This is a genomic window from Streptococcus sp. AS20 (assembly GCF_000524255.1).
In the GTDB taxonomy this organism is placed as follows: Bacteria; Bacillota; Bacilli; order Lactobacillales; family Streptococcaceae; genus Streptococcus; species Streptococcus constellatus.
This window is the reverse complement of the sequence record NZ_JANS01000005.1, coordinates 346,674-368,532: the sequence shown is the minus strand read 5'-3', so window position 1 is coordinate 368,532 and position 21,859 is coordinate 346,674. Positions and strand designations below refer to the sequence as shown.

The following is a 21,859-nucleotide window of genomic DNA, read 5'->3' as shown; positions in this document are numbered from 1 at the left end:
AAAGAGCTTCAAAGCTCTTTGGGATTAAAAACAAGCCACCATTTTGAGTAGGTTTGTTTTTTATTTCTTTGATTTATTTTTAAATACAAAGATTTTACTGAAAACATAATTGAGCACAATAATAATAATTTGAGCAAGCAAAGTTTCAATAGTGTTGACCGTTTTAATGTCATTGTGGACAAATTGACCAATAATAGCAGGAAAAGTAGTAACGAAAACGAGTGTGAGTCCCATATCCAATAAAAAGGTAGAGAGTCGCGCAACAACAAACTTGATAAAACGAGAGAACCAACCCTTTCTTTCTTGTTTAAAAACAATCGTATCGTTTGTTACAAAAGCAAAGAGGATACCAGCGATATTTCCTAAGGCGGTCGCCAATAGTTCGTTGTTACTCAATGCATAATAGAGTATGCGTGTGATGATAGCAACAATCGTGGTAGCCAATCCAAAAAACAGGTAAGATAAAATTTCATTGTCAAAGAAAGATTTTATACATTTTTTCATACGTTCAGTCTATCATAATTTCTAAAATTGTGCTATACTTGAAAAGCTGTATTAATGTTCTCAATGCAGCCCTTGGCGCTTAGTTTCCTTTCGCCAAGCATATTATACGCGGTTATAGCCGCCAAAGGAGAAAACATGGAAAAATTTACTATTCGCGATATGGCTCAGATTGCTCTCGTTGCTGCGATTTATGTCGCTCTAACAATGACACCGCCCCTGAATGCTATTAGCTATGGTGCCTACCAATTTCGGATTTCTGAGATGATGAACTTTATGGCTTTTTATAAACCCAAGTACATCATTGGGGTCACACTGGGCTGTATGATTGCTAATTTGTTTAGTTTTGGAATCATTGATGTCTTTGTTGGTGGCGGATCAACCTTGGTCTTTTTGAGCTTGGGTGTGTATTTCTTTAGAAAATACATGAACGAATATTTGTTTAACGGATTGATCAATAAAGCTTTCTTTTATTTTGCGATTTTCTTTTCATTTTCAATGATTACAATTGCCGCAGAGTTATATTTTGTTGCGAAAGCCCCGTTTCTTTTTACATGGTTTACAACGGCAATTGGAGAGTTTGTTTCACTCATTATTGGTGGAATTTTAATGGACAAGCTAAATAAGCGGATTGACTTGGGGAAATAAATGCTTTGAATAGCAGACTAATAAAAAATCTGTCGAATCTTCGACAGATTTTTTATTAGTCTTGGAATTTAAATACAACAGAAGAGTCATATAGTTTCAAGATTTTTTCAAAAACAATTTTACTTGCAAGAGCTGCAAGGATTGGAACAATGAGCCATACAACAACTGCTAAAGCTATATTTAATCCTGCATCAATAGAGGCTAATGGTCCCACCAAACCTACGAGACCAAAACCTGCTGATTGAGCTGTTCCACTGACTGAGAAAAGAGCTACCGGGATAGCGGATATAACGGCTGTTGTCAAACACGGAACTAAAATAATTGGATATTTAAAGACGTTTGGCATCATCAATTTCATAGCTCCCAAAGCAATAGCTAAAGTCACCCCTGAATTATTCACTTTCCAAGAGTGAACAACTAAAGCAACGGCTGTAGCTGCCACGCCCATTGCTGAAGCTCCGGCTGAAATTCCATTTAATTGAATGGCTAAACCAATGGCAACGGTTGAGATTGGAGAAATGATAATAAAGGCAAATGAACAACAAATTAAAATCGACATCAATAGCGGTTGTAAGTGTGTAAATTCATTGATAACCACTCCAATGCCAGTTGTAATTTGTTTAACAAATGGCAAGAGCAGTAAGCCAATCAAGGCTGCACCTACCCCGACGACAATTGGCATAGCTACCACAGCTGTTGAACCGAATCGATCTTTGATTAACATAAGCATGCCAACTGCGATAGCTGCTGTTAACATGGTGTTAATTAGGTCCCCTGTGCCAGCTCCGACATATTTTCCAAGTTCAGTATTGAAAGTGACGACACCTGAAGCTACAAAAGCAGCTCCGGCAGTGACCATCATCTGCATGGGTTTAAATCCAAATTGCAAAGCGATTAACCCACCGATAATCAATGGTGTAGCTAATTGGAAGATAACAGCGATATGAATAATGGTCTGTGCAATTGGCACGGTGCTGAAATATTTTAAAATAGCTGATAAAACAGCGTTTGGAATTAAACCAATAATAACTCCTAATGCCGTTCCCGACAATACTTTATTGACAAAGATTTTTGCTGTCATCTTTTCTTGTGCTTGTGTTTCCATCTAATTTCCCTTTCTGGTTCCAAACTATTTAGCGCCTAATATTTGTTCTTTGCAGTGAACCAATTCTGTCAAGAAGGAGCAATATGGGGTTTGTACACCATACTTTTGTCCTTTTCGAACGACAGCTCCGTTGATATAATCAATTTCTGTCAGACGATTATGCTCGTTCAAATCTTGATACATTGATGGGTGATGTAATCCGATTGTATCTCGATTGTAGCAATTTTTTTCGATGTAATCTACAGTTTCCTCAACATTCAAATCGACATTTTCATATTTTGCAACCGCCGCAAATTCGCTGACAATGCGCTCAACAATTGTATGGGCGGGAGTGGTGTCACCGAAATCTGCCATATTAGAAAGTAAAATAGTGCATAAACCATTCATTGTCCCGTTTACACAGGCTTTTTTATAAATGGCGTGCAAGATATTTTCAGAATACTGAGCGTTCAATCCAGCAGAATTTAAGATTTCTACAATGTGATCAGCTGCTTGTTTCGCTTTTGAATCTGAAACGAGATTCTTCAGTGCAACAGTTCCGTTTCCGAATAACTTCACTCGACCTGGTCCTTCCATACCTGCTGTCCACATAGTATTTCCGATCATGATATGCTCTTTTGGAACATATTTTTCAATGATTTCTTCATGTCCAATTCCATTCAATAAACAAAGAACATTTGTGTGCTCTTTTATCAATGGCTGAATGTCTGTTAGCATTGCTTCTAACTGCATTGCTTTAGTAAATAAAATGATTAAATCACTGGACAAAGTTGGTTCTACTTCGTTTTGAAGATAAATTGGCAATTTCGCAACAAGCTCCTCGCCATTAAAATTAGCCTGCAAGCCATCTTTTTGGATAGCTTTTACATGGTCTGCCCAACCATCTACTAAAATGACCTTATGACCCGCTTGATGCAACATGAGACCAAACCGGCTGCCCATTGCACCTGCACCTGCAATTGTAATATTCACAATAAGATTCCTCCTCTATATTGTTTGGATTATTTCTTTATTAAAAGAAAATGAACTATATATATTTTACTTCTTTTATCTTTTTTTATCAATTAAATTTTGAATTTATAATTTTTGAAGTTGTAGGCTGGCTCTAGCTTTTTAACCAAAAAAATTCATTAAATTATTTGTAAAAATACAGCAGATTTTAGCTAGTAAATACTTATAATATTTAGACATCATTGTTTTTACGCTGTTTTATTTGATATATCTAAATTTTTTATGATATTAACAGTAATAATCCTGTAGAATCGTATGTTTTATGATAAAATAGAAATATGAAAGACAGAATGTTAGAACTGGTGAATCTACTAAATCAATATGCGCATGAATATTATACAACTGATAATCCAAGCGTATCGGATAGTGAATATGATAGGTTATATCATGAATTGTTAGATTTAGAACAGCAATACCCAGAGCTCGTTCAGGCTGATAGCCCAACTCATCGTGTGGGTGGTAAGCTTTTAGAAGGGTTTGAAAAATACCAACATCAGTATCCGCTATATAGTTTGCAGGATGCTTTTTCACGTGAAGAGTTAGAGGCATTTGATGTACGGATTCGCAAAGATTTTCCAAAGGTGAGTTATCTGTGTGAGTTAAAAATTGATGGTCTCTCTATTTCTCTTATGTATGAAAATGGTATTTTGGTTGCAGGAGCCACTCGGGGAGATGGCTCCGTCGGAGAAAATATCACAGAAAATTTAAAAAGGGTGAAAGATATTCCGCTAACTTTGCCAACTGCTGTAAATTTGACAGTTCGTGGTGAATGTTACATGCCACGTAGTTCTTTTGACGCAGTGAATCAACTGCGTCAAGAAAATGGAGAGCCAGAATTTGCAAATCCGAGAAATGCAGCGGCAGGAACGCTGCGTCAGTTGGATACTGCAATTGTTGCCAAGCGAAATCTAGCAACTTTTCTTTATCAAGAAGCCAGTCCAACAGATGTGTCAACTCAAGAAGCTGTTTTAAATAAGTTATCTAAAAATGGATTTAGCGTAAATGAACGGCATATTTTGGCATATTCGATGGATGAAGTATGGCGATTTATAGAGCAAATCAATCACGAACGTGCGCAATTGCCTTATGATATTGACGGTGTTGTCATCAAGGTAAATGATTTATCTGTTCAAGAAGAGCTCGGTTTTACCGTGAAAGCTCCTAAATGGGCGATTGCTTATAAATTTCCGGCGGAAGAAAAAGAAGCACAGCTTTTATCGGTTGATTGGACGGTTGGGCGAACTGGAGTGGTTACACCGACCGCTAATCTTACACCTGTGAAATTAGCAGGGACAACCGTCAGTCGAGCAACTCTGCACAATGTCGATTACATTGCTGAAAAAGATATTCGTAAAGACGATACAGTTATCGTTTATAAGGCGGGTGATATCATTCCAGCTGTTTTGCGAGTGGTTGAAAACAGGCGCCAATCAGAAGAGCAACTAGAGATTCCAACGAACTGTCCAAGTTGCAACAGCGAGCTGATTCACTTTGAAGATGAGGTGGCTTTGCGCTGTATCAATCCGCGCTGTCCTGCACAAATTAAGGAGGGGTTGATTCATTTCGCGAGCCGTGATGCCATGAATATCACAGGGCTTGGACCAGCAGTGGTGGAGAAATTATTTGCTCAGGAATTGGTGAAAGATGTGGCTGGCATTTACCACTTGACTGTCGAAGATTTGTTACAATTGGAGAATGTTAAGGAAAAATCAGCTAACAAGTTGTACTCTGCTATTCAAGCTTCTAAAGAAAATTCAGCAGAGAAATTACTATTTGGGCTGGGCATTCGCCATGTTGGAAGCAAAGCGAGTCAGATTTTGTTAGAGCATTTTCATGATTTGGAACAATTGGCAAAAGCAGAAAGAGAAGAAATTGTTGCACTGGATAGTCTAGGAATGGTGATTGCAGAAAGTTTGACTAGTTATTTTGCTCAGGAAGGATCGCAGATTCTACTGAGAGAATTGAAAGAAGCAGGGCTTAATCTAGCTTACTTAGGTGAAAAAGTTGCAGCAAACGCAGTTCTTTCTGGATTGACCGTTGTTTTAACAGGAAAATTAGAACGATTGAATCGTTCAGAAGCAAAAGTAAAATTAGAAAGTTTAGGTGCAAAGGTGACGAGCTCTGTTTCTAAAAAAACGAGTTTAGTCGTTGCTGGAGCAGATGCAGGAAGTAAATTAATAAAAGCTCAAGAGTTAGGCATTGACATTCGTGATGAATCTTGGCTTGAGAGCTTGTAGAGGTTTGTATGGAAACAGCTAGAAAAAGAGCACGATTGATTTATAATCCGACCTCTGGTCAGGAAATTATTAAAAAAAATATCGCAGAAGTTTTAGACGTTTTAGAAGATGTGGGTTATGAAACAAGTGCTTATCAGACAACGCCCGCTCCTTTATCAGCTCAAAACGAAGCAGAGAGAGCGGCTAAAGCAGGATTTGATTTAATTGTGGCAGCTGGTGGCGATGGAACAATTAACGAAGTGGTTAATGGCGTGGCACCGTTGGAAAACCGTCCTAAGTTGGCGTTTATTCCTACTGGTACAACCAATGATTATGCGCGTGCTCTCAAAATTCCAATGGGAGATCCAGTAGCAGCTGCTCGGATTATTGAAAAAGATCAAACCATAAAAATGGATATTGGTCAGGCTTATGGGAAAAAATATTTCATCAATATCGCTGCGGCAGGGACTTTGACAGAATTAACATATAGTGTTCCAAGTGAAGTAAAATCGCGCCTTGGTTATCTTGCTTATGTAGCCAAGGGAGCGGAAATGCTGCCAAAATCTAAATTACGTAAAGTACATATTGAGCACGACCACGGTGTATTTGAAGGCAAGGTCTCTTTAATCTTTGTTGCCTTAACCAATTCAATCGGTGGTTTTGAAAAATTAGCGCCAGATACGGTGTTAGATGATGGAAATTTCACCTTGATTTTAGTGAAAACTGCTCGCTTATTTGATATGCTGGGCTTAATGATTCAAGCCATCAATGGCGGACAGCATGTGACTGATGCGAATGTAGAATATTTAAAAACAAGTAAATTAAAATTAGAAGTTTTAGATAAAAAAGCACCATTTATGTTGAATTTGGATGGTGAATATGGTGGAGACACTCCTGTTGAGTTAGAAGTTCTTCATAACCATTTAGAATTTTTTGCAAATATTGATGAGATTAGCGATAGCGCTTTGTCATTAGAAAATAAAAATAATCAGGAGAATTAGATGTTAGACTATCGTGTCTTAATTCATTACCACAATCAGTTAGACAATTATGCTGCTTACAATATGTGGAAGTGGCAAATGAATCAATGGGGAGAGGAGGCTTCTTTTTTTCAGAGAGATGACTTTGGCATTCAAGGGAATTTATCGTATAAGAGTAATCAGGCTTTGGGATATGTACATGTCATTGTAAAAACAATCGATTGGTCTCACCAGTCGGTTGATTATTCCATTCAGTTATTACCTCCTCATCTGGTGACGGAAATTTGGATTATTGAAGGAGACAGTCAAGTTTATTATTCCCGACAAGCTGCTATGACTAGTCCGTATTATGCAAAGCAAGATCCTCATGCTTTTGATATGGCATTAGATAGCAAACGTTTTGATCAGCATTGGGGCTATCAAGGTTGGCTAGGTTGTCGGTATGATGGTAAAAAAGCTGAATTTAAACTTTGGGCACCAACTGCAAAAAAAGTTCAATTAGTGGTGTATAAGAATGGTAGTAACCACTCGAAAATCTGGAAAGTTTATGACTTACAAAGAGGGAAAATTTTTTCAAAAGATCATTCTGAAAATACAATCGGAATTTGGTCTCGAGTGATTTCAGATGATCTAGCAGATAGAGCTTATCAGTATCAATTAGAGTTTGAACATCACAAAACATTGACGCGTGACCCATACGCCGAAGCAACAACTGAAGACGGGAAACGCTCTGTCATTTTGTCACCTACAGAGCGAAATCCAAAACATTTTCAAGTGAAACAAGGCCAACAAGCGACTTGGCGTTTGGATAATCCTTGTCAGGCAGTTATTTATGAAATGCATGTGCGAGATTTGACAAAGTCTAGTAGTTCTGGTGTATCTAAAAAATACCGAGGTACCTTTTTAGGTGCTTGTCAAAAAGGAACTAAAAATCGATCTGGTCAAGCGACGGGATTTGATTATATCCAATCTTTAGGTATCAATGTTGTACAATTGCAGCCAATCTCTGATCGACACAAAGAGTATGATTGGCATGGAAATGTGACCTACAATTGGGGGTATGATCCACAAAATTACAATGCTCCAGAAACGAGTTTTTCAACAAATCCAACAAAGCCATCTCAAGGCATGCGGGACTTAAAAACAATGATTCAAGCCTATCACGATGCAGACATTTCCGTGGTAATAGACGTTGTCTACAACCATATTTATTCTACCTATGATTCTCCTTTTCAAGCCACAATGCCCGATTATTATTATCGAATGAATCCAGATGGCTCTTTCCAAAACGGAACAGGTGTAGGGAGCGAGACAGCTAGTGAGCACGAGATGTTTCGGAAATATATGATTGATTCGCTCCTTTATTGGGTAAAAGAGTATAATATTGACGGTTTTCGTTTTGATTTGATGGGAATTCATGACATTGAAACCATGCGTCAGATTCGAGAAGCGTTAGATGAGATTGATCCGAGAATCCTGACTTATGGAGAAGGATGGGACATGGGAACAGGATTGCTTCCTCTTGATAAAGCTAAGAAAGATAATGCTTTTGAATTATCAAATATCGGATTTTTCAATGATACTGAACGTGATGCGATTAAAGGAGCAGAGGTCTACGGTGGCTTAAAAGCTGGTTTTGTCAGTGGAGAGGCAACAGAGGCTATTATTGCGAAAGCAATATTAGGAAGCAATGAGTTAGGGACTTATCTGACGCCAAACCAAGTTGTGAACTATGTAGAAGCGCATGATAATTATAATTTGCATGACTTGTTAGTGGAACTACACCCAGATGATGATGACTTGACTCGTACTAAACGGATTGAATTAGCGACTGCGATGAATCTGCTGTTGCAAGGTATGAGTTTTATGGAACTAGGACAGGAATTTTCACGTAGCAAGCTAATAGCAACTGGAGAAAATGGTCAAACTATTCAGGAAGATCATGAGCGTGCTATGAATAGTTATAACGCTCCTGACACTGTCAATCAGGTGGATTGGGATTTGATAGCTGATCACCAAGAAAGTATTGACTACATCAAAAAGATTATCCATTTAAAAACTATGACAAAAGAATTTTCTTATCAACATTACGAAGATATTTACCAGCACGTCTTTGTGCACTCAGCTCATTCAGGAAGTGGGATTGTTATTTTTGAGGTGAAAGATGAGAAATATTATCTCATTATTTTCAATGCAAGCGGTCAAAGTTACAACATTGAAGATATTGGCAATTTGAGACTTGTAGCTGGAAATAGTCGTCAAGTTAGTGATTCTTTTGTTGAAGATTTGACAGCGACAGTCTTTGAAGTTGTAGAGTGGTAAATTTAAGATGTCAAGTTTTTTTCTTGACACCTATTCTTACTTGTGATATGATAGAGTACGTTGGTAATAGCTCTGTTATACCTAAAAATAAAAAGAGAAAAGAGAAATTTTAAAAATGGCAGTTAAAATTCGTTTAACTCGTATGGGTTCTAAGAAAAAACCTTACTATCGTATTAACGTAGCAGATTCACGTTCACCACGTGATGGACGTTTCATTGAAACAATCGGAACTTATAATCCACTTGTTGCTGAAAACCAAGTGACCTTGAAAGAAGATCGTGTTCTTGACTGGTTGTCGAAAGGTGCTCAACCTTCTGATACAGTTCGCAACATCCTTTCAAAAGCTGGTGTGATGAAGAAATTTCACGATTCAAAATACTCTAAATAACAGAATTGCAGGTTGACTATGGACACGATTGAAAATCTTATTATTGCAATAGTGAAACCTTTGATTTCACAACCAGATGCTTTAACTATCAAGATTGAAGATACACCAGAATTTTTGGAATATCATTTGGATCTTGATCCTAGCGATGTTGGACGTGTAATTGGTCGTAAAGGTCGCACAATTTCTGCGATAAGAACGATTGTTTACTCTGTTCCAACCGAAGATAAAAAAGTTAGAATTGTTATTGATGAAAAATAAAATAGAGCCACTTAGGCTCTATTTTTGGAAATCTATACTTAAAATGACTTGTGTATGTTTTACATTAGAAAACCTAAGCTTTCTAATGCTTTTTCGATATAATCTAAATCTTGCTGCGAATCGGCTTCAACCAAATGATAATGAATACCATCTGTCAATTCAGATAAACCTCGAAAATTACTTTCATGAATTTGTTGGATAAAATGTTGGACATCTCTGCGACAAGTTAATTTCAGATACGTTTGGATTTCCCCATAAACGGGATGCTCCACCATAATATTTTGGACTCGTCCGCCATTGTCTACGATTGCCAACAATTCTGTTTCGATATCTTCAATTGTGTGCTTGACTTTAAAAAGCTGGTGGTAATATTTAACAGTATCGTTCATTTTGTAAATATAACCCCGATTTGTGCTAATAATAGGAGCACCATCAGCTCGAAGAACGGCAATATCTTGAACAATAATTTGGCGCGTAACATTGAATTTTTCTGCTAGAATTTGACCATTTAAAGGAGTTTCCGCATTTTTTAAAAGTTGTAATAAATCAGTTCTTCTTTTTTTTATCATAAATTCATTGTAGAATAAATCCGTTAAATATTCAAGGTTTAACGGATTTTTTGTAGAGTCTTATAAATAAATTGTGCAATGATAAAGTCAACGATGCTATGAATAATTGTTCCAACACCTACGAGAATGAAAAGAAGGTAAAACATATTTTCTGGAAAAGAAGTAGAGGCGTAAAAGATGAGACAAGCAAGAACTTCAGCAATCGCGTGAACGAAAGCAAGAATAATATTTAGTATCCAAGTTTGAATTGGTTTATCTAAAGTTTTAGGATATTTTCTAAGGTAAAGAGCACCTAACAATCCGAAGAAGAGATGAGATAAGGCACGAAGAACAATAACAATAGGATAACCAGCTGCTAAGAATCCAAAGGTGGAACCTAGAATAACGACTAAAGTCATCAAAGGAGAGATAAACATGGCTAAAAAGATAGGGACATGGCTTGCTAACGTATAAGAAGCGGGTGGAATAATAATTTTTACAGGCATAATCATAGGAATGACAATAGCTAGCGCTGTCAAAAGAGCTGTGAGAGTTATAAACTGGTTTTTTGTTTTTGGTTTCATAATCCCCTCCATTTACTGTATATACATAAGTATATTTTACTGTTTTTATAGATAATGTCAAGAGAAAATTTCGATAAAGTAAACAAAATTCCTAAATAGTAGGTACTATGTTTGTTAGAATATTAATAAGAGGAGAAAACTATGATAGATATGTTGGAACAGCCAGAGTATATTGCTATTCATTCTTCCTTACGTTTGCGAAAGTATGATGGACAAGCTCATCTAGCTTTTTCTTGGTATCAGAATCCTGATGTAATCCGTTTGATTGATGGTAGTAGAGAGCCTTATACACTTCAGCGAATCAAGAAAATGTATGACTATCTTACTCAGCATGGAGAAGTGTATTTTATTGAGATTCTGATAAATGAAAATTGGATGCCAATTGGTGATGTAAGTTTTTGGCAAGAGGATATGCCTATTGTTATTGGTAACTCAGATTATCGTGGTCATGGAATCGGGAAGACCGTTGTTCAAGCATTAATTGAACGTGGACGTCAGCTGGGCTATGAACGTTTGTATGTTCGAGAAATTTATGATTACAATACTGCTTCTAAAAAGATGTTTGAATCGGTAGGATTTTATCCCATAGAAAAGACTGAAAAAGGACATCGCTATGCTTTGGATTTACTGCTTCCTTTATCAGCTATTCAACCAAGTCAATTTTATCTTTCAGAAGAGAAACTAAAGCAGGTTCAGACATGGTTTGATACAAAGAACATAAGTAGTTTAAAACCCTTGCCAATTAAGCGCTTCCAAGACAAAATCTTTTTTACTGATGGACACAGTAGAGCATTTATAGCTTATCAAGCTGGTTTTGAAGAGATTCCAGTTTATGCAGAAAAAGACGATTTGAATTGGGAGTTCTATTCCTATTGTCTTCAAGTTTGTGACAAAATAGGTATTGCTACAATAAAAGATTTAGAAAATCGGATTTTGTCTGTGTCGGATTACAAGAAAAATTGGTTAGATTGGTGTCAACGAGTCGCAAAGGAGTTTGAGGAATAAATAAAGATTGTGTTATAATGGTCAAGAAAATTGTTTCATATAGAAGAGGTCAAAAATGATTTATGAATTTTGTGCAGAAAACGTGACTGATTTGGAAAAAGCCATGCAAACAGGTGCTCGGAGGGTTGAGCTTTGTGATAATCTGGCGGTGGGTGGAACGACGCCTAGCTATGGTGTCATAAAAGCAGCTGTAGAGTTAGTGAGTCCTTATCATACAACTGTTATAACGATGATTCGTCCACGTGGAGGAGATTTTGTATACAATGATTTAGAAATGAAAATCATGTTAGAGGATATTCAAATGGCTCGCAAAGCTGGTACACATGGTGTAGTGTTTGGTGCATTGACAGTTGCTAATGAAATTGATTATCTAAAAATGGAAAAGTTGGTAGAAGCTGCTCAAGGATTAGAGATCGTCTTTCACATGGCTTTTGACGCTATTCCAAGGAAACAGCAATTTAGTACAATAGACTGGTTAATTGAACATGGTGTGAGTAGAATCTTAACTCATGGAGGAGTAGCTACAGAGCCGATTCAAAATCATTTTCTCTGGTTAAATACTTTGATAAAGCATGCAGCTGGTCGAATTGAAATTTTACCAGGAGGTGGTATTACGGTTAATAATCGTGATGAAATTATCGCAAATCTTGGCGTGAACCAACTTCATGGCACCAAAATCGTATTTTAGAAAGTAAAAATCATGTTAGACTTATTTGAGAAATACCAAGCAAATCCAGAAAAATTACAAGCCTTTGGTTTTGAAAAAAGAGGAGTAGAGTTTGTTTATTCTCAGGAAATAATGAAGGGCGACTTTTTATTACAACTAAAATTACAGGGTGAGAAGCTGGACTACCAAGTGCTTGATCAAGAAACAGGCGATGAATACGTGCAGGTCAAAATGGAGCAGATGATGGGTGAATTTGTCGGACAGGTTCGTGAAGCTTGTCAAGAGATTTTCCTGATGATTCGAGCTAACTGTTTTGACGAAGTTGGCTTTCTTTATAAACAGAGTAGCCGTTTGCAAGATTATGTTGCAAAAACCTATGATGGAAAGCTAGAATACCTCTGGGAAAAGTCTTCCAGGAAGAGTTCTACCAAAGCTGGAGTTTTCCGTCATCAGGACAGTAAAAAATGGTATGGGGCCTTTCTGACTACAGATTGGTCTAAGTTTGAAGCAGATCGAAGTGGTATTATTGAGATACTTAATATTAAAAATGAACATGTGGTAGAGCTAATTCAGAGAAAGGGGATCTACCCAGCCTTTCACATGAACAAAAAATATTGGCTTAGCCTGCCCTTGGATGATACTTTAACAGATATAGAACTTTTTGCTCTTTTGGACGAAAGTTTTACATTAACCAAAAAGAAATGAGAAGCACAGTTAGCTTGCACTGACTGTGTTTTATTTTTACGAGTGATTGTACAAAATAGTGTATAATGGTAATCAGCAATAATTGAGGAGAGAATATGAATCTTATCAGAAAATTAGGTTGGTTTTTCAAGCTAGAGAGAAAGCGGTATATAATTGGAATTCTAGCCTTGTCTTTGGTTAGTGTTTTTAATTTAATCCCCCCTAGAGTAATTGGTGTGGTAATTGACCGTATTGCTAGTCGAAATCTAACATCAAACCAATTAGTTTTAAATCTTTCGGTTTTGCTTGCTTCAGCTTTTATCATGTATGGACTGCGTTATCTTTGGCGGCTATATATTTTTGGTACAGCAAATCATTTGGGAAGACTGTTGCGTTCTCGGCTTTTTGAGCATTTTACTAAAATGTCTCCGTCTTTTTATCAAAAATATCGAACAGGAGACTTGATGGCGCATGCAACAAATGATATTAATGCAGTTGTGAGCGTGGCAGGTGGAGGCGTTATGTCGGCAGTAGATGCCACTATCACAGCTCTGGTAACGCTGTTGACTATGTTTTTTGTTTTAGACTGGCGCCTGACTTTGATTGCCACCTTACCATTGCCATTTCTTTCTTGGGGAACGAGTCTAATTGGGCGAAAAAATCATGAGAGTTTTAAGGCAGCCCAAGAAGCTTTTTCTGATTTGAACAATAAGGTGCAGGAAAGTGTTTCGGGAATTAAAGTGACTAAATCATTTGGCTATCAAACAGCAGAAAGTCAATCTTTTGCAAAAATAAATCAGGATGTCTATGAAAAAAATATTCTAGCTGCAAAATACAATTCTCTCTTTGATCCTATGGTGTTGATTTTCATCGGCTTATCTTATGCTTTAACCTTGATTTTTGGTGGACTGTTCATCTCTAGAGGACAATTTACAGTTGGAGAATTAGTAACATTTATCACTTATCTGGATATGTTAGTGTGGCCTTTGCAGGCAATGGGTTATCTTTTTAATATTAGCCAGAGGGGGGCAGTTTCTTATGAGCGGATTGAGCGACTACTAGCAGAAAAGACTGATGTTAAAGAGGTAAAAAATCCCGTTTCCCCTATCCAAAACGGTCGTTTGGTCTATAACATTAAATGTTTTTCTTATGAGGAAACAGCAACTTTGTCCAATATTCATTTTTCATTAGAAAAAGGGCAAACGTTAGGAATCGTCGGACAAACAGGTTCTGGTAAGACGACACTTTTGCGCTTACTGATGAGAGAGCAAGATATTCAAGATGGTGCTATTTATCTGAATGATCATGATATTCGAGAGTATAGATTAAAGGATTTGCGGAGTTTGATTGGTTATGTGCCGCAGGAGCAGGTTCTTTTTGCAATGTCAATTGCGGACAATATTCGTTTTGCAAATCCAGATTTGTCAGATGACGAAGTGATTCAAGCTAGTAAACTTTGTGGTCTTTATGAGGATATTATTGCCATGCCAGCAGGCTTTCATACGATTGTCGGTGAACGTGGGGTGTCGCTTTCAGGAGGTCAAAAGCAACGTTTAGCAATGAGTCGAGCACTTGTTCTTAAACCAGATATTTTAATATTGGACGATTCATTATCTGCTGTTGATGCTAAAACAGAGCATTTGATTTTGGAAAATCTTAAAGGAGAAAGAGACGGTAAGACAACCATTATCACCGCGCACCGTCTATCAGCAATTGTTCATGCAGATTTGATTTTAGTGATGGAAAATGGACGAATTAAAGAATGGGGTACTCACCAAGAGTTATTAACTCAAAATGGTTGGTATGCACAAACTTATCATAAACAACAATTGGCAGAAAATCTAAAGGAGGATCGATAATGAGAAAACAAGTAACCTTTTATCGCCTTCTAACTTATATGTGGCGTTATAAATGGATTAGCATTTTGGCGCTCGTTTTCATCTTTGCGACAACCTTGGTAACGACAACTTTGCCACTTTTAGCTCGCTATTTCATTGACCATTTTATTAGTCGTTATCAGATTATGACAGGTTTTTATGTTCTGATTATGTACTATGCTCTTTTTCTTTTGCGAGTGTTATTTACTTTCTTGGGACAATATTCTTTTGCGCGTGTGGCACATAGCATTGTTCGCGATTTGCGTCAAGAAAGTTTTGAAAATATTGAACATTTAGGGATGGTCTATTTTGATCAGACCCCAGCAGGAGCGATTGTCTCCCGTTTGACAAATGATACACAAGCAGTAGCGGATATGTTTAGTAGTATCTTTTCAAGTTTTTTAAGCTCTGTTTTTATTCTTGTTGTAACATTGGTGACGATGTTTAGCTTGAATTGGCGATTGACAGGTCTTATTGTACTCTTTGTACCAGTCATGTTAAGTTCCATTTTGCTTTATCAACGCTTATCTAATCGTCTCCTCAAGCTTGTCAGAAGTAAACTAAGCGATTTGAATGTTAAACTTTCTGAAAGTATTGAGGGAATGCGTATTATTCAGGCATTTGGTCAGGAAAATCGCTTAATAAAGGAATTTGAAACTATTAACGGTGAGCATCTGGATTATACAGTTCGCTATCTTAATATTAATAGCCTTTTTCTACGGCCAGCCATGTCTTTGTTGAAAATTTTAGCTTATGCGGTCATTTTAGCTTATTTTGGTTTTACTTGGCAAATTGCAGGAGTAACAGCTGGAGTTATGTATGCCTTTGTCCAATATATCAATCAGCTTTTTAATCCTTTGATTGATTTGATGCAGAATTATTCTGTTTTGCAAACATCTATGGTAGCTGCAGACCGCGTTTTTGAAATCATGGACCGTAAAGATTATGAACCGAAGCAAACCAATTTACCGCTAGAGATTACAGATGGAAAGATTGAATTTCGGCATGTTTCCTTTTCATATGATGGCAAGCATGATATTCTTAAGGATATCTCATTTTCAGTCAAACAAGGGGAGACAATTGCTTTTGTCGGTGCAACGGGCTCAGGCAAGTCTTCTATCATCAATCTCTTTCTGCGTTTTTATGAATTTGAAAGAGGAGAAATTTTAATTGATAATCAAAACATTAAGGATTACAGCCAAGCTGAACTGCGTCACAATGTTGGATTAGTTCTTCAAGACCCATTCCTTTATCATGGTACCATTTCTTCTAATATCAAAATGTATCAAGAAAATCTAGGACGAGAAGAGATTATAGAAGCTGCTAAATTTGTTGACGCGCACGACTTTATCAGTCGGCTACCTGCAAACTACGATAGCCCGGTGACAGAGAGAGGGGCGACTTTTTCGAGTGGTCAAAGACAATTGCTAGCTTTCGCTAGAACAATTGCAAGCAAACCTAAAATCTTAATTTTGGATGAAGCAACCGCCAATATTGATTCAGAGACTGAGGAACTGATTCAGGCTTCGCTGAGAAAAATGCGTCAAGGACGAACGACTATTGCCATCGCTCACCGCCTGTCCACTATTCAGGATGCTAACTGTATTTATGTGATGGAGCAAGGACGAATTATCGAATCAGGCACTCACGAGGAACTCTTAACTCTCAACGGTACTTATTATAAAATGTACCAACTTCAAGCAGGTATGATGGGAGAGGAGTGATTTCTTAGAAAAAAGGAGCTTCGGCTCCTTTTATAAATATTTATTTAAATGTTGTAAGGTTTTTTCTAGATTTTCATATCTAATTTTTGCGTATTGATAAGGACAATCATGTATGTAACTTGATTCAAAAAAATCCAATGGTAGATTGCTATGTTTGAAGGAGCTGACAGATTTAAGTCCACGTAGATCCAGTAAGATACCATCCCTATTGAGAAAGTAGGAAAGTTTGAGTTGATTTTGATTTAAAAGTTTTTTAGCTCTCATTACTTCTTTTTCTTGTTGATTGAAAAGAGCAAAACAATTCTTTTCAAACATGAGATTATCAATATAAAGGGACAAAGCTTTTTGCATGATGAGATTGCTATCGTAGTCTACTGCTTTCTTATAAGCAATGAAAGCCGATTGAATATCCGATGGCAGTAGTAGAGCTGTTATTCGTAAGGCGGGAAAAAGATTGGCAGAAAAAGATTTGATATAAATGACATGTTGGCTGTCGTCCAAGTAATGAAAGGTCAACTCATGTTTGCTGTCAAAGTCAGCTAAATAATCATCTTCTACGATATAAACATCATAAAGCTGAGCAAGACGAATGATTTCCTCTTTTTCTTTTCGGTTGTAAGAATGTCCTAAGGGGTAGTGAAAGCGTGGAATGGTATAGAAAAACTTGATATGACCCGTTCGGAAAATCCATTCCAATTCTTCTAAATCAATTCCTTCCGGAGTCCGTTCAATCGTTTGATAAGGAAGTTTTTGGGCAGTTAGCAAATCGTTTATTCGATGATAAGTCGGCTGCTCAACTAAAATTTCATGTTTTTCGTTTGGAAAGACAATTTGCGACAGAATATAAAGAGCTTGCTGGGTACCAGAGGTTAGAACCAGTTTGTCGGCAGATGTGTAAACAGCTGAATCGAGAAGCAGTTGCTGAACCGACTGACGCAAGTCCTCCAACCCTTCCTGCTGTGAATAGTAGTTAAAAAGATAATTTTCTCGTCCAATCAGTGTTTCATTGAGACAAATTCGAAAATCTTCATAAATTTGGTGGCGGTCATCCCTGACAGATAATTCCATATCCTGCTGATCTTCCAGACTATTTTCTAAGACATAGTAGCCACTCTTGGGAACAGCATAGATGTATTTTTGATATTTTAATTCCATTAGTGCCTTCTGGGCTGTATCTTTGCTACAATGATACTTATCTGCTAACTTACGAATAGAAGGAATCTTCTGCCCCTTGAGCAATTTCCCATTTTGAATATCTTGACGAATCCGATCTACGATACATTGATATTTAGATTTTGGCATCTTAACTGTCCCCGTACAGAAGAAATTTTCTTTATTGTAGCGTATTTTGAAATCTTTTACAATCAGGAAATGATAGTTTGTGTTGTATAAGATTGTCCTGTGGATTACTCTCCACTAAATAATCAGTGTAAAAGAAATTTAATGAAATAGTTATCTGCGTAATACATTAGTGGAATTGTAATTTGGGTTGAAATGGTTTATAATAAAAAATAGCAAGTATATTAGGAGGTCCTCTAATGGAGAGAAAACTAAAAAAGTCAGTCGTTGCGACCGGTTTAGCTGCAACGACAATTATTTCGGGTAGTTTATCACATCAAGTAAGCGCTGAAGAAGTAAAACCACAATCTACTGAACCAAAGACATCTGAAAAAATTACCAAACCAGTTACAGAATCTGACGTTCAATCAGCAAAATTGGAAGCAAATGCTGCGAAAGTTCAGAAAGATACACAACAGAAAGTTGTAGATAAAGTAAAAGAGGATGTAAATACTTCAAAGGAAGCGGTCGTAAATAGACAGAAAGCCGTAGCAGATGCAGAAACAGAAAAAAATGCAGCAACTTCAGAAGTGATTGAAACTGCAAAAGAAAAAGTAAAAACAGCAGAGGACACTGTTGTAACAGAGGAGAAGAAGGTTCAAGAAGCAAAGTGTTCGGAAGAAAAGGCAAAAGAAGCTGTTAAAAATCAAGAAAATATTGTAGCGGGGCAGCAATCACTTGTTGATGTTGCACAACGTGAATTAGACACAGCTAAAGCTCCAGTTGCCAATGAGGAACACGATCTTAACCGCGCAAAAGAAGAAGAAAAACAAGCGGAAAAGAATTTGGCAGAAAAGCAAAAAAATCTTGCTAAAGTGAAAAAAGAAATCACTAATCTTCCTAAAGAACTCAATGCAGCTACTGAACAAGTCAAGCAAAGTGAGCAAAAAGTTGCAGAAAATCAAGCGGCTATTGATCAAAAAGCTGCTGAAGTAACCCGCGCTGAACAATCAGTTGCTAATAGAAGAAATGTTGACTTGAGTAAAGCAACCTATGGTGAATTTTTGCAACATGCTAAAACAAATGGAGCCAACCAGGCGATTCGTAATGCAGCTGCTGAAGCTCTAGCGACTTATGAAAGAGCTAAACATGAAGACGGTATTACAGTTGGTTCTGATTCAACAAGTCCAGCAACTTTAGAAAATAATTTAAAAGCGATTGAATTGGTTAGGGCAATCAATGCTTACCGTAGACAAGCTGGATTAAAAGAACTGTTGATTGATCCTTACAAAAATCCAGCCAGCCAAGTCCAAACTCTTTATTTTAGAAGAGCCAATTGGCACATGGGCAAATATTTTGGCAATGAAAACGTGGCCATTAATAGCTCTGTAAGAGGAGCGGTTGACTACTGGTATAAAGAAAAAGCCTTATATATGGCTGAGGCAGCTAAGTATGGGCTAACAACAAATGAGCGAGACATTGATTCCAATAAAATTTATACTACTCTTTACAAGCGAGGTCAGCTTGATTTCTTCTACAAAGTTGGTCACTATCTTCAAATGATGGATAAAAACTTTAATTCGATTTCAGCAGCATATTGTAGTAATCCAAATCCATATAATAATTTATATGAAGTTGGTTTCCACACAGCATCTAATGAACGCTTCAATAACGGTACTCTTCTTAGCGCAGATGCTTATGAGCAAGCAATCCGTAATTTTGCTGGTGCTGCAAAAGCCGCAAATGCACAAGCGACAGCAGCCAAGAATCAATTAGGTGTGTTGCGAGCTCAAAGAACGGGTTATGTATCTACTTTAAATATCCAAAAGGCAAAATTAGCAGACCTTCAAAAATTAGCTGCGAATCGTTCGGCTGCTCTTGCTACTGCGAATGCTGGAGTGATTACAGCCGAAGCAGCTTTGACAAAAGCGAAACAAAATGTTGTGACAAAAGAAGCAGCTTTGAAGCGTGCAACTGCAGCTATTGCATCCAAGTTGGCGCCAAAACAAGCAGCGTTAGCAAAAGAACAAGGATTACTAGAAACCGCTAAAAATAAGTTAGCAGAACTAAAGAAAGCCTTAATTACAGCAGAATTGAATGTTGCTAAAGCAAAAGACGCTTTGCAAACTAGTCAAACTGCACTAAAAGTAGCACAAGATAACTTGGTAAAATTACAAAATGCACCACAAGCACTTGAAGCAGCTCAAAAGGCTTTTCAAGCTGCACAAGTTGATTATGCTGCTAAGGTTAAAATGTTAAATGAGGAAGAAACAAAACTGGCTATTTCTCGTTCAATTTATACCAGGTTACAAGAAAACTACGAACAATTGCAAAGTCAACTTCCTCCGAAGGCTCAAAAAGAAACAGGTGTAGAAGTACAAAAATTACACTTATCTAGAACTTACCAACCAAAACCATTGCTAGTTAGACAACAACAAAATAGCAGTCAAAGAGTTCTGCCTGCTACTGGTACCAAAACAAATCAGGTTGCTGCATTAGGGCTGCTACTTGGTTTGGGAACTTTATCCAGTGCTCGCCGTCGTAAAAGAAATAACGAAGATTAAATAGTTGAAGATTTTAGAAAAGTCTAATCTTTTGACCAAAAGACAAACAACTCTATTTTTAAGTGTTTGTCTTTTTTAGATTGAGAGATCAAAAGCTAACATTGAGGAATGAAAATGTTTGTAAATAAAATCAGGCTTGAGAAAGCGTAATTTTCATCTACTAAACTTCTCAAAATATCTATCGTTTTGAGAATTAGTGAAAAAATAGTATAATATTTTTACTGTACTAAGTACACGAAACTAACTAATTTTAAAGGAGTTTCTCATGCAAGTCATCAAACGTAATGGAGAAGTTACTGATTTTAATCCAGATAAAATTTATCAAGCGATTCTGAAAGCAGCACAAACAGTCTATGTCTTGACAGATGATCTACGTCAAAATTTAGCACTTGTAACCAAAAAGGTAGTGCTAGATTTGGAAGAAGCGAGGGTTGAGCGAGCTACTATTAGTATGATCCAATCTATGGTAGAAAATCGTCTGTTAGGTGCTGGTTATATTACGATTGCTGAGCATTACATTTCCTATCGCTTGCAACGTGATTTAGATCGGAACGGCTATGGCGATCATATCGCAGTTCATTTGCATTTTGAACAAATCCGATAAATTTGTAGCCTAGATTACAGAATGAGGTAGTTGTCAGATGCTCAATCAATTTTTTCGATTTCTCCAAAAAACAGACACATTCCACATTCTCATGGGACTTGACAAGTGTATTTCAATATGATAAAATTTAAAGGATTTTAAGCTTGAAGGGAGTGAAAAAAATGTCAAAAACAGTAGTACGTAAGAATGAATCCCTTGACGATGCTCTTCGTCGTTTTAAACGTGCGGTTACTAAAGCTGGTACTCTTCAAGAAACACGCAAACGTGAATTCTATGAAAAACCTTCTGTAAAACGCAAACGCAAATCAGAAGCAGCTCGTAAACGTAAAAAATTCTAATAATAGAAAAAGCAGGATTGAAATCCTGTTTTTTTGTTTCTATTTCAAAAGAAAAGAGTCTGAGATAAAAATTTTCTCAAACTCTTACAATGTTTTATTTTTCTCCCAAATCTCTATTGCTTTTCGAGCAAGGCTTTGATTTCTTGAAGAACTTCTAATTCAGTTGGTCCTGCGGATTCTTCAACAGTGTCTTCTTTTTTAGTAAGGTTTTGTGCTTTTTCAACAGACTTAACGATGAAGAAGAGGACTGTTCCAATGACGAGGAAATTGATAATAGCACTCAAGAAGCTGCCGTATGCAATTCCATTCCATTTTAGACCAGCAATTTGTTCTACACCAGCAGCTTTTATAGCTGGATTGAGAAACAAAGGAGTAATAACGTCTTCAATCAATGATTTGACGATGGCTCCAAAAGCATTAGCGATGACGACACCGACCGCTAGGTCAATCACGTTACCGCGAAGAAGAAAGTTTTTTAATTCCTTTAACATTTTCTTTTTCCTTTCAAAATACTAAACTATATTATATCTAAAAAAAGGGGAAAGTCAATAAAATGT

Annotated in this window: 21 protein-coding genes and 1 riboswitch; of the genes, 14 read left to right on the top strand and 7 right to left on the bottom strand. The window is 37.0% G+C overall.

Going from position 1 to position 21,859, the window contains the following annotated elements; all coding sequences use genetic code 11:
* Positions 1–60: 60 nt before the first annotated feature.
* Entirely contained in the window at positions 61–504 is a 444-nt protein-coding gene (locus tag HMPREF1514_RS02780; protein ID WP_003034433.1) for a GtrA family protein, read from the bottom strand.
* Between the two features lie 28 nt (positions 505–532).
* Positions 533–642: riboswitch (PreQ1 riboswitch) on the top strand.
* On the opposite strand from HMPREF1514_RS02780, the gene HMPREF1514_RS02775 reads away from it, so the two are divergent.
* On the top strand, positions 640–1,149 hold the full coding sequence (locus HMPREF1514_RS02775; RefSeq protein WP_003034511.1) for a QueT transporter family protein: 510 nt from the start codon (positions 640–642) through the stop codon (positions 1,147–1,149). It overlaps the preceding riboswitch by 3 nt.
* A 55-nt stretch (positions 1,150–1,204) precedes the next feature.
* Here HMPREF1514_RS02775 and HMPREF1514_RS02770 read toward each other — a convergent pair whose 3' ends face one another.
* Together HMPREF1514_RS02770 and HMPREF1514_RS02765 are read right to left on the bottom strand one after the other, a co-directional pair.
* Positions 1,205–2,254, bottom strand: a complete 1,050-nt coding sequence (locus tag HMPREF1514_RS02770) for a PTS sugar transporter subunit IIC (RefSeq protein WP_003029822.1) — start codon at positions 2,252–2,254, stop codon at positions 1,205–1,207.
* A gap of 24 nt (positions 2,255–2,278) precedes the next feature.
* On the bottom strand, positions 2,279–3,226 hold the full coding sequence (locus tag HMPREF1514_RS02765) for a 2-dehydropantoate 2-reductase (RefSeq protein WP_037597072.1): 948 nt from the start codon (positions 3,224–3,226) through the stop codon (positions 2,279–2,281).
* A gap of 317 nt (positions 3,227–3,543) precedes the next feature.
* Between HMPREF1514_RS02765 and ligA the strand changes: the two genes are divergently transcribed.
* The 5 genes from ligA (at position 3,544) to kphA (ending at position 9,429) form a co-directional block, all read left to right on the top strand.
* A complete protein-coding gene (ligA, locus tag HMPREF1514_RS02760; protein WP_037597071.1) occupies positions 3,544–5,502 on the top strand; it encodes an NAD-dependent DNA ligase LigA in 1,959 nt (652 codons plus the stop codon).
* 8 nt (positions 5,503–5,510) lie between these two features.
* Positions 5,511–6,482 carry a diacylglycerol kinase family lipid kinase gene (locus HMPREF1514_RS02755; RefSeq protein ID WP_006269514.1) on the top strand — a complete coding sequence of 324 codons (972 nt, stop codon included), beginning with the start codon at positions 5,511–5,513 and terminating at the stop codon, positions 6,480–6,482.
* Entirely contained in the window at positions 6,483–8,783 is a 2,301-nt protein-coding gene (gene pulA / locus HMPREF1514_RS02750; protein WP_037597070.1) for a type I pullulanase, read from the top strand.
* Between the two features lie 115 nt (positions 8,784–8,898).
* Entirely contained in the window at positions 8,899–9,171 is a 273-nt protein-coding gene (gene rpsP / locus HMPREF1514_RS02745; RefSeq protein WP_003034395.1) for a 30S ribosomal protein S16, read from the top strand.
* 18 nt (positions 9,172–9,189) lie between these two features.
* Positions 9,190–9,429, top strand: coding sequence for an RNA-binding protein KphA (gene kphA, locus HMPREF1514_RS02740; protein WP_003001620.1), 240 nt, complete (start codon positions 9,190–9,192; stop codon positions 9,427–9,429).
* A 59-nt stretch (positions 9,430–9,488) separates the two neighbouring features.
* Here kphA and HMPREF1514_RS02735 read toward each other — a convergent pair whose 3' ends face one another.
* Positions 9,489–9,998 carry a transcription repressor NadR gene (locus HMPREF1514_RS02735; protein WP_003034413.1) on the bottom strand — a complete coding sequence of 170 codons (510 nt, stop codon included), beginning with the start codon at positions 9,996–9,998 and terminating at the stop codon, positions 9,489–9,491.
* A 38-nt stretch (positions 9,999–10,036) separates the two neighbouring features.
* The gene (locus tag HMPREF1514_RS02730) at positions 10,037–10,561 is read right to left on the bottom strand and encodes an ECF transporter S component (protein WP_003034468.1); all 525 of its coding nucleotides are present in this window, start codon (positions 10,559–10,561) and stop codon (positions 10,037–10,039) included.
* Between the two features lie 141 nt (positions 10,562–10,702).
* Here HMPREF1514_RS02730 and HMPREF1514_RS02725 point away from each other — a divergent pair, with 141 nt between their 5' ends.
* The 5 genes from HMPREF1514_RS02725 to HMPREF1514_RS02705 all read left to right on the top strand — a co-directional run bounded on the left by HMPREF1514_RS02725 (position 10,703) and on the right by HMPREF1514_RS02705 (position 16,518).
* Positions 10,703–11,566: a GNAT family N-acetyltransferase gene (locus HMPREF1514_RS02725; protein ID WP_037597069.1), complete on the top strand. Its 864-nt coding sequence runs from the start codon at positions 10,703–10,705 to the stop codon at positions 11,564–11,566.
* A 55-nt stretch (positions 11,567–11,621) separates the two neighbouring features.
* Positions 11,622–12,254, top strand: coding sequence for a copper homeostasis protein CutC (locus HMPREF1514_RS02720; RefSeq protein ID WP_037597067.1), 633 nt, complete (start codon positions 11,622–11,624; stop codon positions 12,252–12,254).
* Between the two features lie 12 nt (positions 12,255–12,266).
* Positions 12,267–12,938 (top strand): MmcQ/YjbR family DNA-binding protein, encoded by a 672-nt coding sequence (locus HMPREF1514_RS02715; protein ID WP_003069177.1) that lies wholly within the window; start codon positions 12,267–12,269, stop codon positions 12,936–12,938.
* A gap of 95 nt (positions 12,939–13,033) precedes the next feature.
* Positions 13,034–14,776, top strand: a complete 1,743-nt coding sequence (locus HMPREF1514_RS02710; protein ID WP_037597065.1) for an ABC transporter ATP-binding protein — start codon at positions 13,034–13,036, stop codon at positions 14,774–14,776.
* A complete protein-coding gene (locus tag HMPREF1514_RS02705; RefSeq protein ID WP_037597063.1) occupies positions 14,776–16,518 on the top strand; it encodes an ABC transporter ATP-binding protein in 1,743 nt (580 codons plus the stop codon). The genes HMPREF1514_RS02710 and HMPREF1514_RS02705 overlap by 1 nt, the downstream gene beginning before the upstream one ends.
* Positions 16,519–16,548: 30 nt before the next feature.
* Here the strand turns inward: HMPREF1514_RS02705 and HMPREF1514_RS02700 are convergent, their stop codons facing one another.
* A complete protein-coding gene (locus HMPREF1514_RS02700; protein WP_037597061.1) occupies positions 16,549–17,820 on the bottom strand; it encodes an aminotransferase-like domain-containing protein in 1,272 nt (423 codons plus the stop codon).
* A gap of 236 nt (positions 17,821–18,056) precedes the next feature.
* Between HMPREF1514_RS02700 and HMPREF1514_RS02695 the strand changes: the two genes are divergently transcribed.
* The 3 genes from HMPREF1514_RS02695 (at position 18,057) to rpsU (ending at position 21,302) form a co-directional block, all read left to right on the top strand.
* Positions 18,057–20,360: a CAP domain-containing protein gene (locus HMPREF1514_RS02695; RefSeq protein ID WP_037597060.1), complete on the top strand. Its 2,304-nt coding sequence runs from the start codon at positions 18,057–18,059 to the stop codon at positions 20,358–20,360.
* Between the two features lie 265 nt (positions 20,361–20,625).
* On the top strand, positions 20,626–20,964 hold the full coding sequence (locus HMPREF1514_RS02690; RefSeq protein ID WP_003069168.1) for an ATP cone domain-containing protein: 339 nt from the start codon (positions 20,626–20,628) through the stop codon (positions 20,962–20,964).
* A gap of 161 nt (positions 20,965–21,125) precedes the next feature.
* Positions 21,126–21,302: a 30S ribosomal protein S21 gene (rpsU, locus tag HMPREF1514_RS02685; protein ID WP_000048054.1), complete on the top strand. Its 177-nt coding sequence runs from the start codon at positions 21,126–21,128 to the stop codon at positions 21,300–21,302.
* Positions 21,303–21,415: 113 nt separating this feature from the next.
* On the opposite strand, the gene mscL is transcribed toward rpsU, so the two are convergent.
* Positions 21,416–21,793 carry a large conductance mechanosensitive channel protein MscL gene (gene mscL, locus HMPREF1514_RS02680; RefSeq protein WP_003069166.1) on the bottom strand — a complete coding sequence of 126 codons (378 nt, stop codon included), beginning with the start codon at positions 21,791–21,793 and terminating at the stop codon, positions 21,416–21,418.
* Positions 21,794–21,859 lie beyond the last annotated feature (66 nt).